At 71.5% G+C, this 18,031-nt stretch carries 15 protein-coding genes and 1 tRNA gene; 8 read left to right on the forward strand and 8 right to left on the reverse strand.

What is annotated here, in order from left to right; genetic code table 11:
• Window positions 1-14 precede the first annotated feature (14 nt).
• Window positions 15-1,817 carry an AMP-binding protein gene (locus QOL15_RS07155; protein WP_083393946.1) on the forward strand — a complete coding sequence of 601 codons (1,803 nt, stop codon included), beginning with the start codon at window positions 15-17 and terminating at the stop codon, window positions 1,815-1,817.
• Between the two features lie 92 nt (window positions 1,818-1,909).
• Here QOL15_RS07155 and QOL15_RS07160 read toward each other — a convergent pair whose 3' ends face one another.
• The 3 genes from QOL15_RS07160 to QOL15_RS07170 all read right to left on the reverse strand — a co-directional run bounded on the left by QOL15_RS07160 (window position 1,910) and on the right by QOL15_RS07170 (window position 2,848).
• The gene (locus tag QOL15_RS07160; RefSeq protein WP_175473106.1) at window positions 1,910-2,080 is read right to left on the reverse strand and encodes a hypothetical protein; all 171 of its coding nucleotides are present in this window, start codon (window positions 2,078-2,080) and stop codon (window positions 1,910-1,912) included.
• On the reverse strand, window positions 2,077-2,226 hold the full coding sequence (locus QOL15_RS07165; protein ID WP_175473828.1) for a hypothetical protein: 150 nt from the start codon (window positions 2,224-2,226) through the stop codon (window positions 2,077-2,079). Before QOL15_RS07165 ends, QOL15_RS07160 begins: the two co-directional genes overlap by 4 nt.
• A 79-nt stretch (window positions 2,227-2,305) precedes the next feature.
• A complete protein-coding gene (locus tag QOL15_RS07170; RefSeq protein ID WP_065959462.1) occupies window positions 2,306-2,848 on the reverse strand; it encodes a MarR family winged helix-turn-helix transcriptional regulator in 543 nt (180 codons plus the stop codon).
• Window positions 2,849-3,117: 269 nt separating this feature from the next.
• On the opposite strand from QOL15_RS07170, the gene QOL15_RS07175 reads away from it, so the two are divergent.
• The 3 genes from QOL15_RS07175 to QOL15_RS07185 all read left to right on the forward strand — a co-directional run bounded on the left by QOL15_RS07175 (window position 3,118) and on the right by QOL15_RS07185 (window position 6,759).
• Window positions 3,118-4,707, forward strand: a complete 1,590-nt coding sequence (locus QOL15_RS07175; protein ID WP_065959460.1) for a long-chain fatty acid--CoA ligase — start codon at window positions 3,118-3,120, stop codon at window positions 4,705-4,707.
• A 12-nt stretch (window positions 4,708-4,719) separates the two neighbouring features.
• Window positions 4,720-4,792 (forward strand) — tRNA-Val (locus tag QOL15_RS07180).
• 161 nt (window positions 4,793-4,953) lie between these two features.
• The gene (locus tag QOL15_RS07185; RefSeq protein WP_083393947.1) at window positions 4,954-6,759 is read left to right on the forward strand and encodes a histidine-type phosphatase; all 1,806 of its coding nucleotides are present in this window, start codon (window positions 4,954-4,956) and stop codon (window positions 6,757-6,759) included.
• 156 nt (window positions 6,760-6,915) lie between these two features.
• Here QOL15_RS07185 and QOL15_RS07190 read toward each other — a convergent pair whose 3' ends face one another.
• The 4 genes from QOL15_RS07190 to QOL15_RS07205 all read right to left on the reverse strand — a co-directional run bounded on the left by QOL15_RS07190 (window position 6,916) and on the right by QOL15_RS07205 (window position 9,725).
• Entirely contained in the window at window positions 6,916-7,398 is a 483-nt protein-coding gene (locus QOL15_RS07190) for a DUF4265 domain-containing protein (RefSeq protein ID WP_071284890.1), read from the reverse strand.
• A gap of 105 nt (window positions 7,399-7,503) precedes the next feature.
• Window positions 7,504-8,397 (reverse strand): NAD-dependent epimerase/dehydratase family protein, encoded by an 894-nt coding sequence (locus tag QOL15_RS07195; RefSeq protein WP_071246787.1) that lies wholly within the window; start codon window positions 8,395-8,397, stop codon window positions 7,504-7,506.
• A 189-nt stretch (window positions 8,398-8,586) separates the two neighbouring features.
• Window positions 8,587-8,727 carry a hypothetical protein gene (locus QOL15_RS07200; RefSeq protein WP_175473105.1) on the reverse strand — a complete coding sequence of 47 codons (141 nt, stop codon included), beginning with the start codon at window positions 8,725-8,727 and terminating at the stop codon, window positions 8,587-8,589.
• Between the two features lie 221 nt (window positions 8,728-8,948).
• The gene (locus tag QOL15_RS07205; RefSeq protein WP_071246789.1) at window positions 8,949-9,725 is read right to left on the reverse strand and encodes an L-threonylcarbamoyladenylate synthase; all 777 of its coding nucleotides are present in this window, start codon (window positions 9,723-9,725) and stop codon (window positions 8,949-8,951) included.
• Window positions 9,726-10,068: 343 nt separating this feature from the next.
• Here QOL15_RS07205 and QOL15_RS07210 point away from each other — a divergent pair, with 343 nt between their 5' ends.
• Window positions 10,069-10,734, forward strand: coding sequence for a hypothetical protein (locus QOL15_RS07210; RefSeq protein WP_071246791.1), 666 nt, complete (start codon window positions 10,069-10,071; stop codon window positions 10,732-10,734).
• Window positions 10,735-10,924: 190 nt separating this feature from the next.
• Here the strand turns inward: QOL15_RS07210 and QOL15_RS07215 are convergent, their stop codons facing one another.
• Window positions 10,925-11,575 (reverse strand): biotin transporter BioY, encoded by a 651-nt coding sequence (locus QOL15_RS07215; protein WP_065959449.1) that lies wholly within the window; start codon window positions 11,573-11,575, stop codon window positions 10,925-10,927.
• Window positions 11,576-11,878: 303 nt separating this feature from the next.
• On the opposite strand from QOL15_RS07215, the gene QOL15_RS07220 reads away from it, so the two are divergent.
• From QOL15_RS07220 to uca, 3 genes are all read left to right on the forward strand, one after another.
• Entirely contained in the window at window positions 11,879-13,537 is a 1,659-nt protein-coding gene (locus tag QOL15_RS07220; RefSeq protein ID WP_139197447.1) for a hypothetical protein, read from the forward strand.
• Window positions 13,534-14,250 carry a GntR family transcriptional regulator gene (locus QOL15_RS07225; RefSeq protein ID WP_065959447.1) on the forward strand — a complete coding sequence of 239 codons (717 nt, stop codon included), beginning with the start codon at window positions 13,534-13,536 and terminating at the stop codon, window positions 14,248-14,250. The genes QOL15_RS07220 and QOL15_RS07225 overlap by 4 nt, the downstream gene beginning before the upstream one ends.
• Before the next feature lie 91 nt (window positions 14,251-14,341).
• Window positions 14,342-18,001 (forward strand): urea carboxylase, encoded by a 3,660-nt coding sequence (uca, locus tag QOL15_RS07230; protein WP_071246793.1) that lies wholly within the window; start codon window positions 14,342-14,344, stop codon window positions 17,999-18,001.
• Window positions 18,002-18,031 lie beyond the last annotated feature (30 nt).

Below are 18,031 nucleotides of genomic sequence, written 5' to 3' on the forward strand. Positions count from 1 at the left end.
GGCATGATCGACCGGTGCCCTCCTCGAACCCGACCACGGCCTACCGCGCGGCGCGCGACGAGCTCCTCGCCGTCCTCGACGAGCACGACGCCGGCCGTGCCGAAGCAGCGCGCCGTGCCTTCCGGTGGCCCGACGTCGGCGAGACGTTCAACTGGGCGACCGACTGGTTCGACGTCGTCGCCCGGGGGAACGACCGCGTCGCTCTCTGGATCGTCGACGGCGAGGGCGGGTCGCGCACGACCTACGCCGAGATGGCCGCACGGTCGGACCGCCTCGCGGTGCACCTCGACCGCCTCGGGGTCCGCAAGGGCGACCACGTGCTCGTCATGCTCGGCAACCAGCTCGAGCTGTGGGAGACGATGCTCGCCGTGATGAAGCTCGGCGCCGTGATCCTGCCGACCTCCACGATGCTCGACACCGCCGACCTGCAGGACCGCATCGACCGCGGTGGCGTCGCACACGTCGTGACGAACCACGGCGAGACCCCGAAGTTCGACGGTGTCACGGGAGCGCCGTCGCGCATCGTGATCGGCGGCGCGGCCGACGGCTGGACGACCTACCCCGACGACCTCGGCACCCCGACCGACACCGCCGCGCGCCCCGTCGTCACGACCCTGACGACCGACCCCTGCCTGGTGTACTTCACCTCGGGCACGACGTCGAAGCCGAAGATGGTCGTGCACACGCAGGCCTCGTACCCGATCGGCCACCTCAGCACGATGCACTGGCTCGGCATCCGGCCCGGCGACGTGCACCTGGCGATCAGCTCGCCCGGCTGGGGCAAGCACGCCTGGAGCTGCTTCTTCGCGCCGTGGATCGCCGAGGCGACCGTGTTCGTGTACGACACCCCGCGGTTCGACCCGGCCGGGCTCCTCGACCAGCTCGATCGGGCCGGCGTCGACACCTTCTGCGCGCCGCCGACCGCGTGGCGCATGCTGCTGCAGGCTGACCTCGGACCGAAGCCGCGCGCGCTCCGCGAGGTCGTCTCGGCCGGCGAACCGCTCAACCCGGAGGTCATCGCCCGCGTGCAGGACGCCTGGGGCCTGACCATCCGCGACGGCTACGGCCAGACCGAGACGACCGCGATCATCGCGAACGCGCCCGGCGCACCGGTCACACCCGGTGCGATGGGCCGACCGCTGCCCGGCGTCACCGTCACCCTGCTCGACCCGCTGACCGGTGCGCCCGTCGACGAGGGCGAGGTCTGCCTCGACCTGACCGAGCGGCCGACCAACCTGATGGCCGGGTACCTCGGCGACCCCGACCGCACCGCGGACGCGATGCGCGACGGGTTCTTCCACACCGGCGACGTCGCCTCGCGGGACGCCGACGGCCAGCTGACGTTCATCGGCCGGACCGACGACGTGTTCAAGTCGTCCGACTACAAGGTGTCGCCCTTCGAGGTCGAGAGCGCCCTGCTCCAGCACGCAGCCGTGGCCGAGAGCGCGGTCGTGCCCGCGCCCGACGCGGCACGCCTCAACGTGGTGAAGGCCTACGTGACGCTCGCCGCCGGGTGGGAACCCTCCGAGGAGACCGCCCGCCGTGTGCTCGAGCACGCCCGGACTGCGCTGCCCGCCTACGCACGGGTGCGTCGGGTGGAGTTCGGCGAGCTGCCGAAGACCATCTCGGGCAAGATCCGTCGCGTCGAGCTGCGGGAGCGCGAGGAGCGTTCCGCGGCGTCGGGGACGGCGGTGACGGGGGAATGGCGCGACGACCAGTTCCCCGAGCTGCGTGCGGTGGGGCGGCGCGCGGACGACCGGCACGGGGCGGCGGGATCGGACGAGTCCGGGTCCGGGTCCGACGGATCCTCTTCGTGAGCGCGGACTGACCTGGCGTTCGCCCGGGGCGTCGGCAGCCGTGTCGGGCTGATCGCGCTGGTCCGATCAGCCGGCCCGCACGGACGGGTCGGTCAGGCGGCCCGGAAGAAGTCGCCGTAGGACGGGTCGCGCGGCACGTCGCCGAGCGTGCGGTGGTGCACGAGCGCCTCGATCTCGTCGGGGTGCCGCATGCCGCGGCGGTGCCACTCGTGCGGGTCGCGCTGCAGGGCGCCGAGGTCGCTGGTGTGGACCACGCGGCTCACGCTCCCAGGGTGACGACGCTGACGGCGGCGGCGGTGACCGTCACGGCCACGATGCCGACGGAGGTCGCGACCGCGGCGAGCAGGCGCCCGTGTGCCGCTTCCCGGACCTCGGAGAACTGCGAGTGTGTCGCGTCGATGGTGCTCATGGCCGGGCCCTCCCTGTGTCGTCGCACCCGCTGCTGCGGTGCTGGGACCAGACTGCGCCTGTTTCCCTAGTTTGTCTAACTACCGACTTGGATGCGTACGCATATGGGACATCGGGTCGCCCACCTCCGACCCGTCGGCGTCCATCGCATCGATCACGTCCGCGAAGAACGCGCGCATCTCGTCGATCGTCTGCGGGGACAGCCGCTCCGCCGCGGCGATCATCCGGGCGTGCACGTCGGTCAGTTCGGTCCGCACCTCGTCGTCGGTGTGGCCGGTCGCGACCAGGAGCACCCCGCGGCCGTCGTTCGGGTCGGCGCGCCGCTCGACGTGCCCCGAGGCGACGAGTCGCTTGAGCACCGCGGTGGTCGACGCCGAGGTGATCCCGAGGTGTGCCGTCAGGTCACCCGGGCGCACCTGCTGGCCGCGTTCGCCGGCGCGGAGCAGGAACCGCACGGCCTCCATGTCGGTGGCGTTCATGCCCATCGACCGGCGCGTGCGTTCCCGCATCGCGACCTCCGAGGCGCGGTAGCGCCGCATCATCGTCAGCAGCTCGACACCGCTCCGACCGGGACGGCCCGGGTACCAGTACCCCGTCGCGCCGTACGTGTCGTCCTCGCTCACCCCGCACCACCTCCCGCAGTGGCCCAGACGGTACCGGGGTCCGCTCGCAGGTCGGGGTACAGATCCACGGTCGTCCCACCGTCGGGACACCCCCGACCCGTCGGCGCGGCACGCCTGACCCGTCGCCGCGGCGCGCCCCACCCGTCGGCGCGGCACGCCTGACCCGTCGCCGAGGCGCGCCCCACCCGTCGGCGGGGCACCCGTCCGCCGGAGCGGCACGGACCGTATGCTCCGGGGTGAGCACTCGTCACACGAGACGGAAGGTCGGCATGACCAGCACCGCACCCACCCCCGACACCACGGCGACCCCCGTCCGCCGTACCCAGGCGACCGCGTCGGTCGCCGCGATCCTCGCGGAGTCCGCCGCCCGGTTGCCCGACGACGTCGCCGTCGTCGTGGGGGACGAGCGCACGACCTATTCGGAGCTGTGGGCGCAGACGCTCGCGTACGCCGGTGCGCTCCGTGCGCGCGGCATCGGCGAGGGCGACCGGGTCGCCATGCTCGTCCCGAACGTCGCGGACTTCGCCCGCGTCTACTACGCGACCCTCGCGCTCGGCGCGGTCGTCGTGCCCGTGCACGCACTCCTCAAGCGCCGCGAGATCGAGTACGTCCTGCAGGACAGCGGCGCAGCCGTCCTCGTCTGCGCGGCGCCGCTGCTCGCCGAGGGGGCCGCGGGTGCGGCCCTCGCCGGTGTCGACGTGGTCACCGTGCTCGCGCCGGCCGACGCCGACACGGGGCACGACGGCCTGGAGGCGCTGGCCGCCGCCGCCACGCCCCTCACCACGTACACGCCCCGCGATCCCTTCGACACCGCGACGATCCTGTACACGAGCGGCACGACGGGGCGGCCCAAGGGTGCCGAGGGGTCGCACTTCGCGCTCCTCGCCCAGGTCGACACGAACCTGATGAGCACGTTCGACATGCGCCGCGGTGACGTCCTGCTCGGCGCGCTCCCGCTCTTCCACACGTTCGGGCAGACCTGCACGATGAACACCGGCTTCCGCGCCGGCGCCACCATCGTCATGCTGCCGAGGTTCGACGGCGACGCGGCCCTCGCGGCGATGGTCGAGCACGAGTGCGTGATCTTCATGGGGGTGCCGACGATGTACATGGCGCTCCTCGACGCCGCGAGCCGGAGCGACGCGCGCCCGGCCCTGCGCTACGCCATCTCCGGGGGAGCCTCCCTGCCGCTCGCCGTGCTCGAGCGCTTCCAGCAGGTGTACGACGCTCCGATCCACGAGGGCTACGGCCTGACCGAGACCTCGCCCGTCGCGTCGTTCAACCACGTCGGCACCGCACCGCGGCCCGGGACCATCGGCACGCCCGTCTGGGGCGTCGACATCGAGATCGCCGACCCCGAGGTCCAGGACGCCGTGCACTTCCTGCCCCGTGGCGAGATCGGCGAGCTCGTCATCCGCGGGCACAACCTCATGAACGGGTACCTGAACCGCCCGGAGGACACCGCCGCGGTCATGGTGGAGGGGTGGTTCCGCACCGGCGACCTCGGGACGAAGAGCGAGGACGGGTACCTCACCATCGTCGACCGGACGAAGGACATGATCATCCGCAACGGCTACAACGTGTACCCGCGGCAGGTCGAGGAGGTCCTCGCGACCCACCCCGACGTGACCATGGCCGCGGTGTTCGGCGTGCCGCACGAGGTGCACGGCCAGGAGGTCGCCGCCGCCGTCGTCCTGCGCGGTGGAGCGACCGTCACGCCGGAGGAGCTCGTCCGGTTCGTCGCCGACGAGATCGCCGCGTACAAGTACCCGCGCACGGTCCACGTCGTCGACGCGCTCCCGCTCGGCCCGAGCGGCAAGGTGCTCAAGCGCGAGTTGGTCGAGCGCTTCGGCCGGTAGGATCGGCCGGGAGGGCCTTTAGCTCAGCTGGTAGAGCGCCACGTTTACACCGTGGATGTCGTCGGTTCGATCCCGGCAGGGCCCACTGGAGAAACCCCCGAGCAGGAGCCGGACGGCGCCTCGCACGGACGCCGCGGGCCGTGCCGGGAGCACCGACCGGCCACCTCCGGGTCAAGCGCTGTTCACCGGCTGCCACTACCTCTGCTCGTCGGAACCTCGTCCGAGGCTCCCGACATCGGAGAACCCATGAACGCGCGCACCGCACTGTCCTGCTTCGCCGTCACCGCCCTCGCGTCGCTGGCGCTCGCGGTACCGGCACACGCCGACGACGCCCCCTCCCTCAGCAGCAAGCAGCCCTACGTCGCCCCCAGCCCGTCGGACATCGGTGCCTACTCGCCCGCTCCGGACGGCTACGCACCCGTCGCCACGGAGTCGGTCGCCCGACACGGCTCCCGGGGGCTCTCCTCCTACAAGTACGACGCGCTGCTGCACCGCCTCGCCGCGACGGCGCAGGCCGAGAACGGGTTCCTGACGCCGGAGATCGGGAGGGAGTTCTCCGCGAACCTGGACGCCATCACGGCCGCGAACGTCGAGAACGGCTACGGCATGCTCACGGGTCAGGGCGCCGCCCAGCACCGTGGCATCGGCGCGCGGGCCGCACAGCGCAACGCGCAACTGTTCGCGGACGCGGCGAAGACGGGTGGGCGTGTCGTCGCCGAGACCTCGGGTGAGCAACGCGCCACCGAGTCGGGCGAGAACTTCCTGGCGGGCTTCGGGATGCCGGGTGTCGCGCTCGTGCCGCGTCCGGATCTGCTCTACTTCCACGAGGTCCAGAACCCGGACGGCACCGACAAGGCCGTGGGGTCGCCCGAGCGTGCGCGTGCCCAGGCGTACGAGGACTACATCGCCCGACAGACCGGTGCCGGCGGCACGATCGCCGCGGCGCTGCAGTACATCGAGAGCCGGCCGCGATCGGTCGCGGCGGCCGACGACCTGCTCTCCGGCATCTTCACGCCCCGGTTCATCGCTGCGATCGGCACGGACGCGGCGCACGTCTGGTACGACACCGCCGACGGCACCAAGGGTGGCGGGGTGACGTGCGCGCCCGGCGCCGACAGGACGGCGGACCCCGACGCCTGCGGCGATCCGAAGAAGTCGATCAAGACCCCGGTCGATGCGGCGATGGCGTTGTACAACCTGGACATCATCGCGGCGGACATGCACGACGAGGACGTCGCTCCGCACGAGTTCGACTTCACCCAGTACTTCGCAGGCCGATCGGCGGATGCCGAGTGGTTCGCGTACCTGCTCGACGCCGAGGACTTCTACGAGAAGGGCCCGAGCCTCGCCGGGCACGACGAGACGTACTCGATCGCCGAGCCCCTGCTCGACGACTTCTTCGCGACCATCGACGCCCGCGTTGCCGGCGGCGACGTGGTCGCGACCTTCCGCTTCGCGCACGCCGAGACGATCATCCCGTTCGCTGCGCTGCTGCGTCTTCCGGGATCCACGGTCGCCGCACCCGACGATCCTGCTCCGGCGTCGGATGCCGACGTCTACGACTCCGCCACCAACCCGTGGCGAGGGTCCCAGGTGACACCGATGGCCGCGAACGTGCAGTGGGACGTCGTGGCGCGAGCGGGCATCGACCCCGCCACCGGAGCGGCCTACACGCCGCTGGTGCGCATGCTCTACAACGAGCGTGAGATCGCGTTCGCCGCCGGGTGCCGTGCGGTCGCCGCCGGGTCGAACTGGGTCAAGGAAACCGAGCTCAAGCGCTGCCTCACCGGCGCGGCGATGTCCGAGAGCCCGCTGATCGCTGCTGCCACGCCGGGACCGGCGGGGACGCCCGCCTCGTCGCCCTCCCCGATGCCGGCCGTGACCACGACATCAGCGGCTCAGGGCGCCGGCACGCCGGTGGTCCCGGCGACGGGCACGCTGGCCGCGACCGGAGCACCGTCGCCCCTCGGGCCGGCGTCGCTCGCAACGCTGCTCCTCCTCGCCGGTACCGCAACGCTGGTGCTGCGTCGCCGGCGTCGGCGCACCGAGTGACACCGGTGTAGAGCGTCGGCATCCCCGGGGTCGCCGCTCCGTCGTCCCGCAGCCGGCGTCCTCCGCGCGTGGCGCTGCGGGCAGGATGAGCCCACCACTCTCGGCTGGTCACATCGCGACCCGAGCGGCCACCGGGACCCGATGGTGCTGGCTCCGTCAGATCCAAGCGGTCTCGTACGAGAGGTGCTCGCCGCGCTCCAGTTCGTCGAGGCCCCGACGGAGGGACTCCAGCCGTCCACGACCGACGACGGAGCAAGCCACGAGGCGCCCGCGCGTCTCGACCGCTGCGCAGTGGGTCGTGAGCAGGTCCCGCAACGCGGCGACGTCTCCGTCGGGTGCGAGGAGGACGCGAAGCGACCAGTGATCGCTCCGCTCCAGGACGTCCCCAGGGGTCAGGCCGATCTCGGCGTCGTCCGCGAGCGCGACGACATCACCGAGGCAGAAGCCGTAGGTGAAGAACGGGATGCAGCACAGCCGGTAGCGCTGGTCACGGAGCTTCTCGAAGAGCAACTGTTCGAACCGGAGCGACCCTGGGCCGCTGTCATCGAACGTCGTGTTCGCAACGAAGTCGACCTTGTCGCCCCACGCCGGAGCGGGGTGGAGGACCCACTCGTCCGGATTCGACGGCAGCGGCAACATGATTCCCTTCCACACTGACCGACGGCCGACGGCCGGCGCCCGCGAGCAAGCGTACTGAGCGTCGAGCGCGGGAGCGGCTCAGGAGAGAGCGGCCCTCCGAACGGGTCAGGGACGTCCCGGCAGTCGGAGGTCCCGCCACGTGAAGCCGCCTCGGGGTGGGAGTGCGGCCAGGATGTGATCACTGTCGAAGCGGGCCTTCGGTGCCAGGTCGTCGGGCAGTTCCCCGGCGGGCTGTGTCGCCTCCGTGACACCCTCGGCGAGCATCCGCACCTGCGCCTTGGCGACGAGTGGCACCCGCATCGTCCACTCGGTGACCTGCGCGAGCACCCGGTGCGCCCAGACCGGTGCCGGGAACACCCACACCGGCCGACCGACCACGCCGGCGACACGGCGGACGGCCTCGCTGAGCAGCAGCGCCTCGCCGCCGCGGACCGCGACGGTCCTGCGTGACAGTCGTCCCTCCAGTGCGCCGACCAGCACGTCCACGAGTTCAGCGACCGGGATCGGGCTGATCGTCTTCTCGCGCAGACCGACGGAAGCGAACAGCGGCACGGTCTGCACGGTGTGGCTGAGATGGTCGACGAGGTGGTCACCGTGGCCGTAGATCATGCCGGCCTTGAGCACGGTGTAGTCGAGCCCAGAGGCGCGGACCATCTCCTCCGCTGCCCACTTCGTCTCGTGGTACGGAGACCCCGTGCCCGGTCGCGCCCGCAGGAAGCTCAGGAGGACGACTCGCTGCACCCCTGCCCGGTGCGCTGCTTCGAGCACGGCGGCCGTCCCGCGGATGTGCACCCGCTCGAACGACTGGTCACCGATCTCGCGGTTGATGCCCGCGCAGTGCGCCACGGTGTCGACGCCCGCGAACGCCTCGGTGAGCGCGTCGACGTCGTCGATCTCGATCCCGGTCCGACGGGAGACGATCACCACGTCCTCGGGGTCGTACCGCTCCGCGAGGTGCCGTCCGACGAAGCCGGTCCCGCCCGTGATCGCAACCCGCATGCGTCTCTCTTCCGTCAGGGACGCCGCGCGTCCTCGATTCGAACTCTAGGGCGTTCGGGACCGTTCGACGGCGCTCCACATCGGGCGGCGCGCTCGACTCCACGTGCACGGTCGAGGACCGAGCCGTCCCGTGCCAGCCCGAGCTCCCCGCCGACTCGTGGGCCCGATCCGGTGTCCGGTGCCGATCGACTACCGGGCGCCAGTGGTGTCGCCTGGTCCGGAGCGGTGGTCGTGCCCCACGGGGCAGTCGCACCAGACGAGGATCTGCTCACCGGTCGCGATGCCGGTGAACGTCTCGACGTGGCGGGATGGGGACGGTGTGTTCGTCATGGTGACTCCTGATCCGACGGGTGGCTGGGTGGTCGCGGGTGATCCCGCGCTGCGGAACCCTTCCCGCGACTCGTGCTCGTGCTCGTGCTCGTGCTCGTGAGGACAGTCGGTGCACCCGCTCCTGCGGGCGGTCGCGATCGGGGACTTCGGACGGACGCGTCCCGACGCGATCGACGAGTTCGGACGGCGTGCTCCCGGTCCTCACTCGGTCGGACGCCTGCCTAGTGGTACTGCCCGTGGCGGTGGTCCCAGCTCGGGAACTGGTCGGACAGGAACCGCATGATGCGGTCGAGGTCGAGTCCCTTCCGGATGAGCGTCGGAACCGGAGCGACCGAGCGGGCTCCGTGTTGCTCGGGCACGAGGTGCCCGCCCTGGTCGACCATCGACACCATGACGCCCTGTTCCCAGCGGGTGTCAGCGTCGCGGTCGGGCTGGACGGAGGCGACGTAGTCGTCGGCCTCGACGAGGAGGTCCGCTGCGCCAGCGATCCGATCGCCGATCCCGGCGAGGACACCGCGGTTCCCCTGCCCGGACGGGTTCGCCGAACTCGCGAACGAGAGCAGTTCGTGCTGCTCCCAGAGGTCTCGCGCGATCGATTCGGCCGGCACTCCGAAGCGGATGACGAAGCACGACGTCGCCCGGCTGTCCATCACGAGTTCGCGGGAGCCGTCGTCGGGGATGTGTCGCAGTCCGTCCGGGCGCCAGGGGAGGATGCAGCCGAGCAGGACGTCCTCGTTCCAGCAGCGTTCGTAGAGTGCGTCGATCTCCGGCGTCGTCTCGGCCAGTCGATGCACCATCTCGAGCGAGCTGACGAGGACCACCCCGGGCTTCGACAGGGGCCGCTGCTTGGCGTCGAACTTCCGCTCCAGGCCACGTCGATCGGTCGTCATCACGATGTAGCCGACCTTGGTGGGGGCGACGATCATGCCACCCGGGGCCACGAGGCGCTGCGCTGCCGCTGCCTGCACGTCGTCACTCCATCGCACTGCTGTGGTCATCGGCCCGGCCTCGTCCCTGACAGATCATCGGTCTTCGTCAGACGATCGTATGGCGAACGATGGGGCCACCGCTGCTGATTCCCAGCGTGCACGCGGGCTGTCGGCGCAGACGGAGAGGTCGTTCAGCGAGCCGGCGGCGGCCGTGCCATCGGGCGGTGCGGCCTGCTGACCTGCACGACCAGGATCGCGTCGGGTCGCGCCGCTGAACGCGCACTCACCAGACGTTCGTCTGACCGTCACCCCGAGTTGGTCGGCGGAGGGGTCGTCCTTCGGCCGTACGTCGGTTCCGGCACCGACGATCCCGACGGGTGATGGTCACCCCTCGTCAGCAAGGAGAACAGTCATGGGAACCCTCGTTCCGACTCGTGCCACCGAGCGCCGGCGCACCACGCTCCTCGCGCTCACCGTGTCGACCCTGGCGGTCCTGCTCGCGGTGCTCGTCGCGCCCGGGCCGGCGTCCGCGTCGACGACCACTCCGTCGGATGCACGAGCGGCAGTGGTCCGCTCGATCGAGCGCGGCACCGTCCTGGTGGACATCCGGTCCGGGGCGCTCTCGTCGACGATGCTCGACCAGGTCGCGACGACTGGCTTCAGCGTCGGTGGACAGACGATGCGCCACTGGACCGACCTGACCACGCAGGAGGACGCGGAGGCGCGTGCGACGGCATCGCGGATGACGCCGCAGCAGCTGCTCGGCACCTCCGGTGACGGTGGTGCCGTCGCCGCGCCGCGCACCGCGGCCGGGGACCCGGCCGCCGAGATCGGGGAGAGCAAGCACTGGTGGAGCAACCACGAGTACTTCCTCTCCGGCCAGGTGGTCCGCACGATCGTCACCGTCGGTGCGGGCGTCTACCTCGCCGCCGTCTGCATCAGCCTCGACCTGTCGAAGACCTCGTGCACCGCCCTCGGGGTCCTCGTCGCCGGTGCGGCGGAGTTCATCAAGAGCGGTGGATGCGGTCGCGGGTACTGGTTCGACTTCCCGCAGGTCTGGAAGTCGCACTGCGGCTGAGGTGCGACACGCGCGTGGGCGGCGTGCTCCGGCGCGCCGCCCACCGGCGCTCCGGAGGGACGATCGTCGCCGGTCGCCGGTCGCCGGTCGCCGGTCGCCGGTCGCCGGTCGCCGGTCGCCGGTCGCGGTGAGCGGAGGGAGCGGACGCCCCGGACAGGATCCGGACGGGACGCGTGCGCCGCGGAAGGACTCAGGCGGAAGGTCCGCTGGTCCGTCGACCCTGGTGTGCCCGGCGCGGACGGCGGGGGACGAGTCGCCAGGTCAGTCGCCAGGTCAGCGGGAGGAGTCCGGCGGCGAGCAGGGCCTTGAGCGCGTCACCGACGAGGAACGGCACGAGTCCTGCGCCGAGGACGGCTGCGGGGGAGTGCGGAGCGCCGAGGTGCGTGAGGCTGATCGCGAGCCAGGGCAGCGCGACGGCGTACATCGCGGCGGAACCGAGCCCGAACGCGGCGAGGGAGCGCAGCGGTGTGCGGTCCCAGCCTCGCTCGGCGAGGAAGCCGACGAGGGCGGCGGCGACGACGAAACCGACGAGGTAGCCGCCGGAGGGCATCGCGAACGGGTTGCCGGAGGCGCCGCCGGTGAAGACCGGCAGACCGACGGTGCCGGCGACGAGGTAGAGGCTGGTGGCGGCGGCTGCCCGGCGGGTGCCGAGCGCGGCGCCGAGGACGAGGACCGCGAACGTCTGACCGGTGATCGGTACGGGCCACAGCGGGACGGTCAGCTGCGCTGCCGCTGCGAAGAGACCGGTCCCGGCGACGACGGTGGCGACGTTCGCAGTGGTTCCGCGGGCGACGAGATCGCCGAGGACGTGCGGCGTGGTGGTGGTGCTGGTCGTGGTCACGGTAGGCCTCCGGGTCTGTTCCTGGACGGGTGAGGTGCACCGAGCGTCGCACGACCGGGCCCGCGAAGTTGTGTACAACAGTGTGTCCAGCGCTGTCGACACAGGAAAGTTCGTTCCGGGGAACATGCCGGAAACATCCCGTCGCCAGGCTCGTTGCCACGCCCCCGGTCGTGTCCCGGTGGCGTCGCCCGGTCCACTCCGATGACGTGGTGTGTGTCGTTCCGGGTCTTCACCTCAGCCGTGCACCACCGATCGAAAGGGTTCGCCGTGTCCACTGACGTCGAGGCACCTCACGACGGCACCATCACTGTTCCTGGCTCCTCCGCATCGTCCGACACCCGCGCTGCGACGCGGGAGAGCCTGGAGGACTACACGCTGCGCTTCGCTCCTCGCTCCTACCGGAAGTGGGGCGCAGGAGTCGTCGCGACGAGCGCACTGGGCGGGATCGCGTACCTCGCCGACTTCTCGATCGGCGCGAACGCCGGCATCGCCTACGGGACGACGAACGCGCTGCTGGGCATCCTCGTCGCCGCGGTGGTCATCTTCGTCACGGGGATCCCGCTGGCGTACTACGCCGCCCGGTACAACATCGACCTGGACCTCATCACCCGGGCGTCGGGTTTCGGGTACTACGGCTCGGTGATCACGAACGTGGTCTTCGCCACCTTCACGTTCATCTTCTTCGCCCTCGAGGGGTCGATCATGGCGCAGGGCCTGGAGCTCGGGCTGCACGTGCCGCGGCCGCTCGGGTACGCCGTGTCCACGCTGATCGTCATCCCGCTGGCCGTGTACGGGATGAAGGCGCTCTCGAAGCTGCAGGTGTGGACCACCCCGTTCTGGTTGGTGCTCATGGTGGTGCCGCTGGCCTACCTGCTCGTCTCCGACCCGTCGTCGCTGTCGACCTTCTTCGCCTACGCGGGCAAGGACGGCTCCGGGACCGGGGTCAGTCCCGCATCGGTCATGCTCGCTGCGGGTGTGTGCCTGTCGCTGATCGCGCAGATCGCCGAGCAGATCGACTACCTCCGGTTCATGCCGCCCCGCACCGACGCGAACCGTCGCTCGTGGTGGCGTGCGGTGATCATCGCGGGCCCGGGTTGGGTGGTGTTCGGCGCGTTGAAGCAGGCGATCGGCCTCTTCATCGCCGTCTACCTGATCGCGACGCTCGACCCGGCAGCGTCGGCGACGGCGAACGAGCCGGTGCACCAGTTCCTCGGCGTGTACGAGCGGATGATGCCGGGGTGGCTGGCCATGACGCTCGCCGTGGTCCTGGTGGTGCTGTCGCAGATCAAGATCAACGTCACCAACGCCTACTCCGGCTCGCTGGCGTGGACGAACGCCTTCACCCGGGTCACCCGCGCGTACCCGGGCCGGCTCGTGTTCGTCGTCGTCAACCTCGCGATCGCGTTGGCGCTGATGGAGCTGAAGATGTTCGACTTCCTCAACACCATCCTCGGCTTCTACGCCAACTGCGGGATGGCCTGGATCGTGACGGTCGCCGTGGACATCGCCGTCAACAAGTACCTGCTGGGCTTGTCGCCGAAGCACCCGGAGTTCCGCCGCGGCATGCTGTACGCCTGGAACCCGGTCGGGGTGGTGTCGCTCCTGCTCGCCGCCGGCGTCTCGATCGCGGTCTTCTTCGGTGCGTTCGGTCCCGGCGTCGCTCCGTTCTCGGCGATCTTCGCCGTCGCGATCCCGATCGTGGTGACGCCCCTGACGGCGGTGCTGACCCGCGGGCGGTTCTACCTGCGCCGCACCGACGACGGCATCGACCTGCCGATGCTCGACGCCGACGGGAACCCCAGCGGGGAGCTGCTGCGCTGCCACGTCACGGGCCTCGAGTTCGAACGCCCGGACATGCTGCTCTCGGCAGAACGCGCTCCGGACGGGTCGGCGCAGTACATCTCGTCCCTGGCGTTGGCGACGGACAAGACGGGCCGGTACGTCCTGCCGGAGCAGCGATGACCGCCGCGGACGACCGGGCCCCCGCGACGGGTCGGCGGGGGCGTTCCCGCACCGACGTCGTCTACGAGCACCTCCGGGAACAGCTGATGAACGGCCGGTACGCGCCGCGCAGCCGACTCCGCGAGGACGCGATCGCGCACGAACTGCAGGTGTCCCGCACGCCGGTCCGGACGGCGCTGTTCATGCTCCGTGCCGACGGGCTGATCGACAACGACGAGTACGGGTACCGGGTGGTGCTGCCGGACCTGCACCACCTGGCCGAGCTGTACGAGCTCCGCGTCACGATCGAGATGCGCGGCGTGCAGCGCACCGTCGAACGGGAGCTCGCCGGCTACGACTTCGCGCTCCTCGGCGCGGAGCTGGACCGGTGGCGGGAGCTGCGACGATCGCCCCCGTCGCCCACGCCCCAGTTCGTGATGGACGACGAACGCTTCCACGTCACACTGTGCCGCGCCGCCGGGAACGAAGCCCTCGTCGAGGCGCTGGAGAGCGTCAACCACCGCATCCGCGCGGTCCGCATGTACGACTACGTGACCGAAGACCGCATCACCGCCACCATCGACGAACACCTCGCGATCGGTGACCTGGTGGTCGCCGGACACCTCGAGCAGGCCAAGACCGCGCTCGGGGAACACATCGGCGAGTCCATGGACACGGTGATGGCGCGCGCGACGCGCGCGATCACCAACATGGTCACCCGCGGCGTCCTCTGACCCCACCCCGACCGCCGCCCGCGCCGCCGTCGGTCGGCGCGGGCGGCGCCCCTCCTCCGTCTCGCCACCACCCGGGAAGGCAACCACCACCATGCCTGAGCAGCAGCCTGCGTTCGAGAGCGTCCTGATCGCCAACCGCGGGGAGATCGCCCGCCGCGTCATCCGCACCGCGAAGCGGATGGGCCTGCGCACCATCGCGGTGTACTCCGACGCGGACCGTGCCAGTGCCCACGTGCGCGAGGCCGACGAAGCGCACCGCCTCGGCCCGGCCGCCCCGGAGCAGAGCTACCTCGACGTCGACCGCATCCTCGCCGCCGCGCGGGCGTCCGGGGCCGGCGCCGTCCACCCGGGCTACGGGTTCCTGTCCGAGAACCCCGGGTTCGCCCGAGCCGTCGAAGCCGCCGGGCTGGTGTTCATCGGTCCGACGTGGCAGCAGATCGAGGCGTTCGGACCGAAGCACACCGCCATCGCGATCGCGACGGAGTGCGGGGTGCCCTGCGTGCCCGGGTCGGGACTGGTCGACACCGTCGACGAGGCGGCGACGGCCGCGGAGCGGATCGGCTACCCGGTGATGGTCAAGGCCTCCGGCGGTGGTGGCGGCGTGGGGATCTCCACCTGCTGGAACGAGGCCGACCTGCGGGCAGCGTTCGGGTCCGTGACCCGACTGGCGGCTGCGAACTTCGCCACACCGGGGGTCTTCGTCGAGAAGTTCATCGCCCGTGCGCGCCACCTCGAGGTGCAGGTCTTCGGCGACGGCGACGGGACCGTCCGGATCCTCGGCGACCGGGACTGCAGCCTCCAGCGCCGACACCAGAAGGTCGTCGAGGAAGCCCCCGCCCCGGACCTGCCCGGACACGTCCGCACGCTGATGCACGCCAGCGCGACCGCACTGGCCGAGCACGTCGGCTACCGGTCCGCGGGGACGGTCGAGTTCGTCTACGACACCGACACGCAACAGGTGTACTTCCTCGAGCTCAACACCCGCCTCCAGGTCGAACACCCCGTCACCGAGCAGGTCTTCGACGTCGACCTCGTCGAGTGGATGCTCCGCGTCGGACTCGGCGACACCGGCCCGTCCGGCTTCCTCGCCGGCACCACACCCGTCCCGAACGGTCGTCACGCGATCGAAGCGCGGGTCTACGCCGAGGACCCGGTGAAGCACTACCAGCCCTCCACGGGGCTGCTCACCCGGGTCCGGTTCCCCGACACCGACGGTGCGGAGCGCGGCGACGTGCGGATCGAGACGGGCGTCGAGACGGGCGACGAGGTCTCCCCGGTCTACGACCCCATGCTCGCGAAGGTGATCGTCACCGCCGACGACCGTCGCACCGCCTTCGCCGCCCTGCAGCGCGCCCTGTCGGACACCGAGGTCGCCGGCATCGAGTCGAACCTCGGCCTGCTGGGGGCGATCTGCACCACCGACGCGGTGCTCGACGCGGCCGTGACCACGAACCTCCTCGAGGACGTCTCCGATCCCCGGCCACGCATCGACGTGCTCCGGGGCGGCGCATCGACGACCGTCCAGGACTGGCCCGGCCGGATCGGTCTCTGGCAGGTCGGCATCAGCCCCGGCGGCCCGATGGACGACCGCTCCTTCCGGGCGGCGAACACCGCCGTCGGCAACCCGGAGGGCGCCCCGGCCCTGGAGTGCACCGTCTCCGGACTGGCGCTGCGGTTCACGGAGGAGACCGTCGTCGCCGTCACCGGCGCACCCGCACCCGTCACGGTCGGCGGGGTCGCCGTCCCGCAGTGGGAGCCGATCACCGTCCCCGCGGGCGGCACGCTCGACGTCGGCACCGTCCGCGGGACCGGGGTGCGCACCTACCTCGCCGTCCGCGGCGGCCTCGACGTGCCCAGCTACCTCGGCAGCGCAGCCACCTTCGAGCAGGGCCGCTTCGGCGGGCACGGCGGCCGCCCGATCGCCACCGGGGACGTCCTCCGTGCCACCACCACCACGTCGCTGGCCACGCCGACCGTCATCGATCCCGCCGCCCGGATCAGCACGAGCAGCAGCTGGGAGCTGCACGTCACCGAGGGCCCCCAGCCCGCCCCGGAGTACTTCACCCGGGAGGACGTGCAGCAGCTCTACGACGCCACGTGGACCGTGCACTTCCACGCCGCCCGCACGGGGGTGCGCCTGATCGGCCCGAGACCGACGTGGGCGCGCAGCGACGGTGGGGAGGCCGGCCTGCACCCCTCGAACCTGCACGACAACGCGTACTCCGTCGGCGCCGTCAACTTCACCGGCGACACCCCCTCCGTCCTCGGCCCGGACGGGCCGAGTCTCGGCGGGTTCGCGTGTCCGGTCACCGTGGTGAGCGCGGACCGCTGGAAGCTCGGCCAGCTCCGCCCCGGCGACACCCTCCGGTTCGTCCCCGTCGACAGCACCCAGCTGCCCGCGATCGCCGAGGCGAACCGCACGAACACCGTCTTCACGCCGACCCTGAGCCGTCGCGACGACGACGACGGCGTCCTGGCCGCCCTGCCCGCCACCGGGACGACCCCGGCGGTGGTGTACCGGCGCGGCGGCGACGACAACGTGCTCGTCGAGTACGGGCCGATGACGTTGGACCTCGGCCTGCGCATGCGGGTCCACGCCCTGATGCAGGGCCTCCGCGAGGCGGCGCCGGCCGGGCTCGTCGACCAGACCCCCGGCGTCCGGTCACTGCACCTGCACGTCGACCCCGCGGTGCTGCCGATCCGACGCCTCGTCGACCTGCTGGTCGAGATCGAGCAGCACCTGCCCGCCACGGACGACCTCGTCGTCCCGAGCAGGGAAGTGCACCTGCCGCTCTCGTGGGACGACCCGACCGTCGCCGAGGCGATCGCCCGCTACGGCTCCCTCATCCGCGACGACGCCCCGTGGAACCCCTCGAACATCGAGTTCATCCGCCGCGCCAACGGGCTGGAGACCACCGACGACGTGCAACGCATCGTCACCGAGGCCGAGTACATGGTCCTCGGACTCGGCGACGTGTACCTCGGCGCCCCCGCCGCCGCGCCGCTGGACCCCCGGCACCGACTCCTGACCACCAAGTACAACCCGGCCCGGACCTGGACGGCAGAGGGAACCGTCGGCATCGGCGGCACGTACATGTGCATCTACGGCATGGACAGCCCCGGCGGCTACCAGCTCGTCGGGCGCACCGTCCCCATCTGGGCCGGCCTCCGAGCGCGACGGACGTCCTTCACCGACGGACACCCCTGGCTGCTGCGGTTCTTCGACCGCATCAGGTTCCACCTCGTCAGCCCCGACGAACTCACCGACCTGCGCGCCGAGATGGCAGCGGACCGGCTGCAGCTCGACATCCGCCCCGGCGAGTTCTCCCTCCGGCAGCACCAGGAGTTCCTCACCCGACACGCCGCGGACATCGAGGCGTTCCGCGCCCGTCAGGCCGCCGCGTTCGAGACCGAGCGCCTCGCGTGGGAAGCCGCCGGCGAGTTCGCACCGCGCGACGACGGAGCGGCCGCTGCGACGACCACGGACGACGTGTACAGCCGCCTGCCCGACGGAGCGACCGTCGTCGAGGCACCGATGGCCGGGGCCGTCTGGCGGGTCGACGCCGCCGCGGACGACGTCCTCGACGACGGCGCGGACCTGCTGGTGCTCGAGGCGATGAAGATGGAGACACCGGTCCGGGCGCCGCACCACCTCACCGTGCTGGAACTGCTCGTCGCCCCCGGGGACACCGTGGCGGCGGGCCAGCCCCTCGCCGTCGTCACCGCAGCCGACGTCCACGCCGACGTCTGACCACCGGCCAGCGCCCCGAAACGGAGACGA

Source organism: Curtobacterium sp. MCBA15_012 (assembly GCF_001864935.2).
Classification (GTDB): Bacteria; Actinomycetota; Actinomycetes; order Actinomycetales; family Microbacteriaceae; genus Curtobacterium.

Bases quoted from the DNA above. Each gene is read 5' to 3' on its own strand.
- QOL15_RS07225 (WP_065959447.1), top strand. From the start codon at position 13,534: ATGACCGCCGCGGACGACCGGGCCCCCGCGACGGGTCGGCGGGGGCGT.
- uca (WP_071246793.1), top strand. From the start codon at position 14,342: ATGCCTGAGCAGCAGCCTGCGTTCGAGAGCGTCCTGATCGCCAACCGC.
- QOL15_RS07205 (WP_071246789.1), bottom strand. From the start codon at position 9,725: ATGACCACAGCAGTGCGATGGAGTGACGACGTGCAGGCAGCGGCAGCG.
- QOL15_RS07190 (WP_071284890.1), bottom strand. From the start codon at position 7,398: ATGTTGCCGCTGCCGTCGAATCCGGACGAGTGGGTCCTCCACCCCGCT.
- QOL15_RS07175 (WP_065959460.1), top strand. From the start codon at position 3,118: ATGACCAGCACCGCACCCACCCCCGACACCACGGCGACCCCCGTCCGC.
- QOL15_RS07210 (WP_071246791.1), top strand. From the start codon at position 10,069: ATGGGAACCCTCGTTCCGACTCGTGCCACCGAGCGCCGGCGCACCACG.
- QOL15_RS07165 (WP_175473828.1), bottom strand. From the start codon at position 2,226: ATGAGCACCATCGACGCGACACACTCGCAGTTCTCCGAGGTCCGGGAA.
- QOL15_RS07185 (WP_083393947.1), top strand. From the start codon at position 4,954: ATGAACGCGCGCACCGCACTGTCCTGCTTCGCCGTCACCGCCCTCGCG.
- QOL15_RS07195 (WP_071246787.1), bottom strand. From the start codon at position 8,397: ATGCGGGTTGCGATCACGGGCGGGACCGGCTTCGTCGGACGGCACCTC.
- QOL15_RS07200 (WP_175473105.1), bottom strand. From the start codon at position 8,727: ATGACGAACACACCGTCCCCATCCCGCCACGTCGAGACGTTCACCGGC.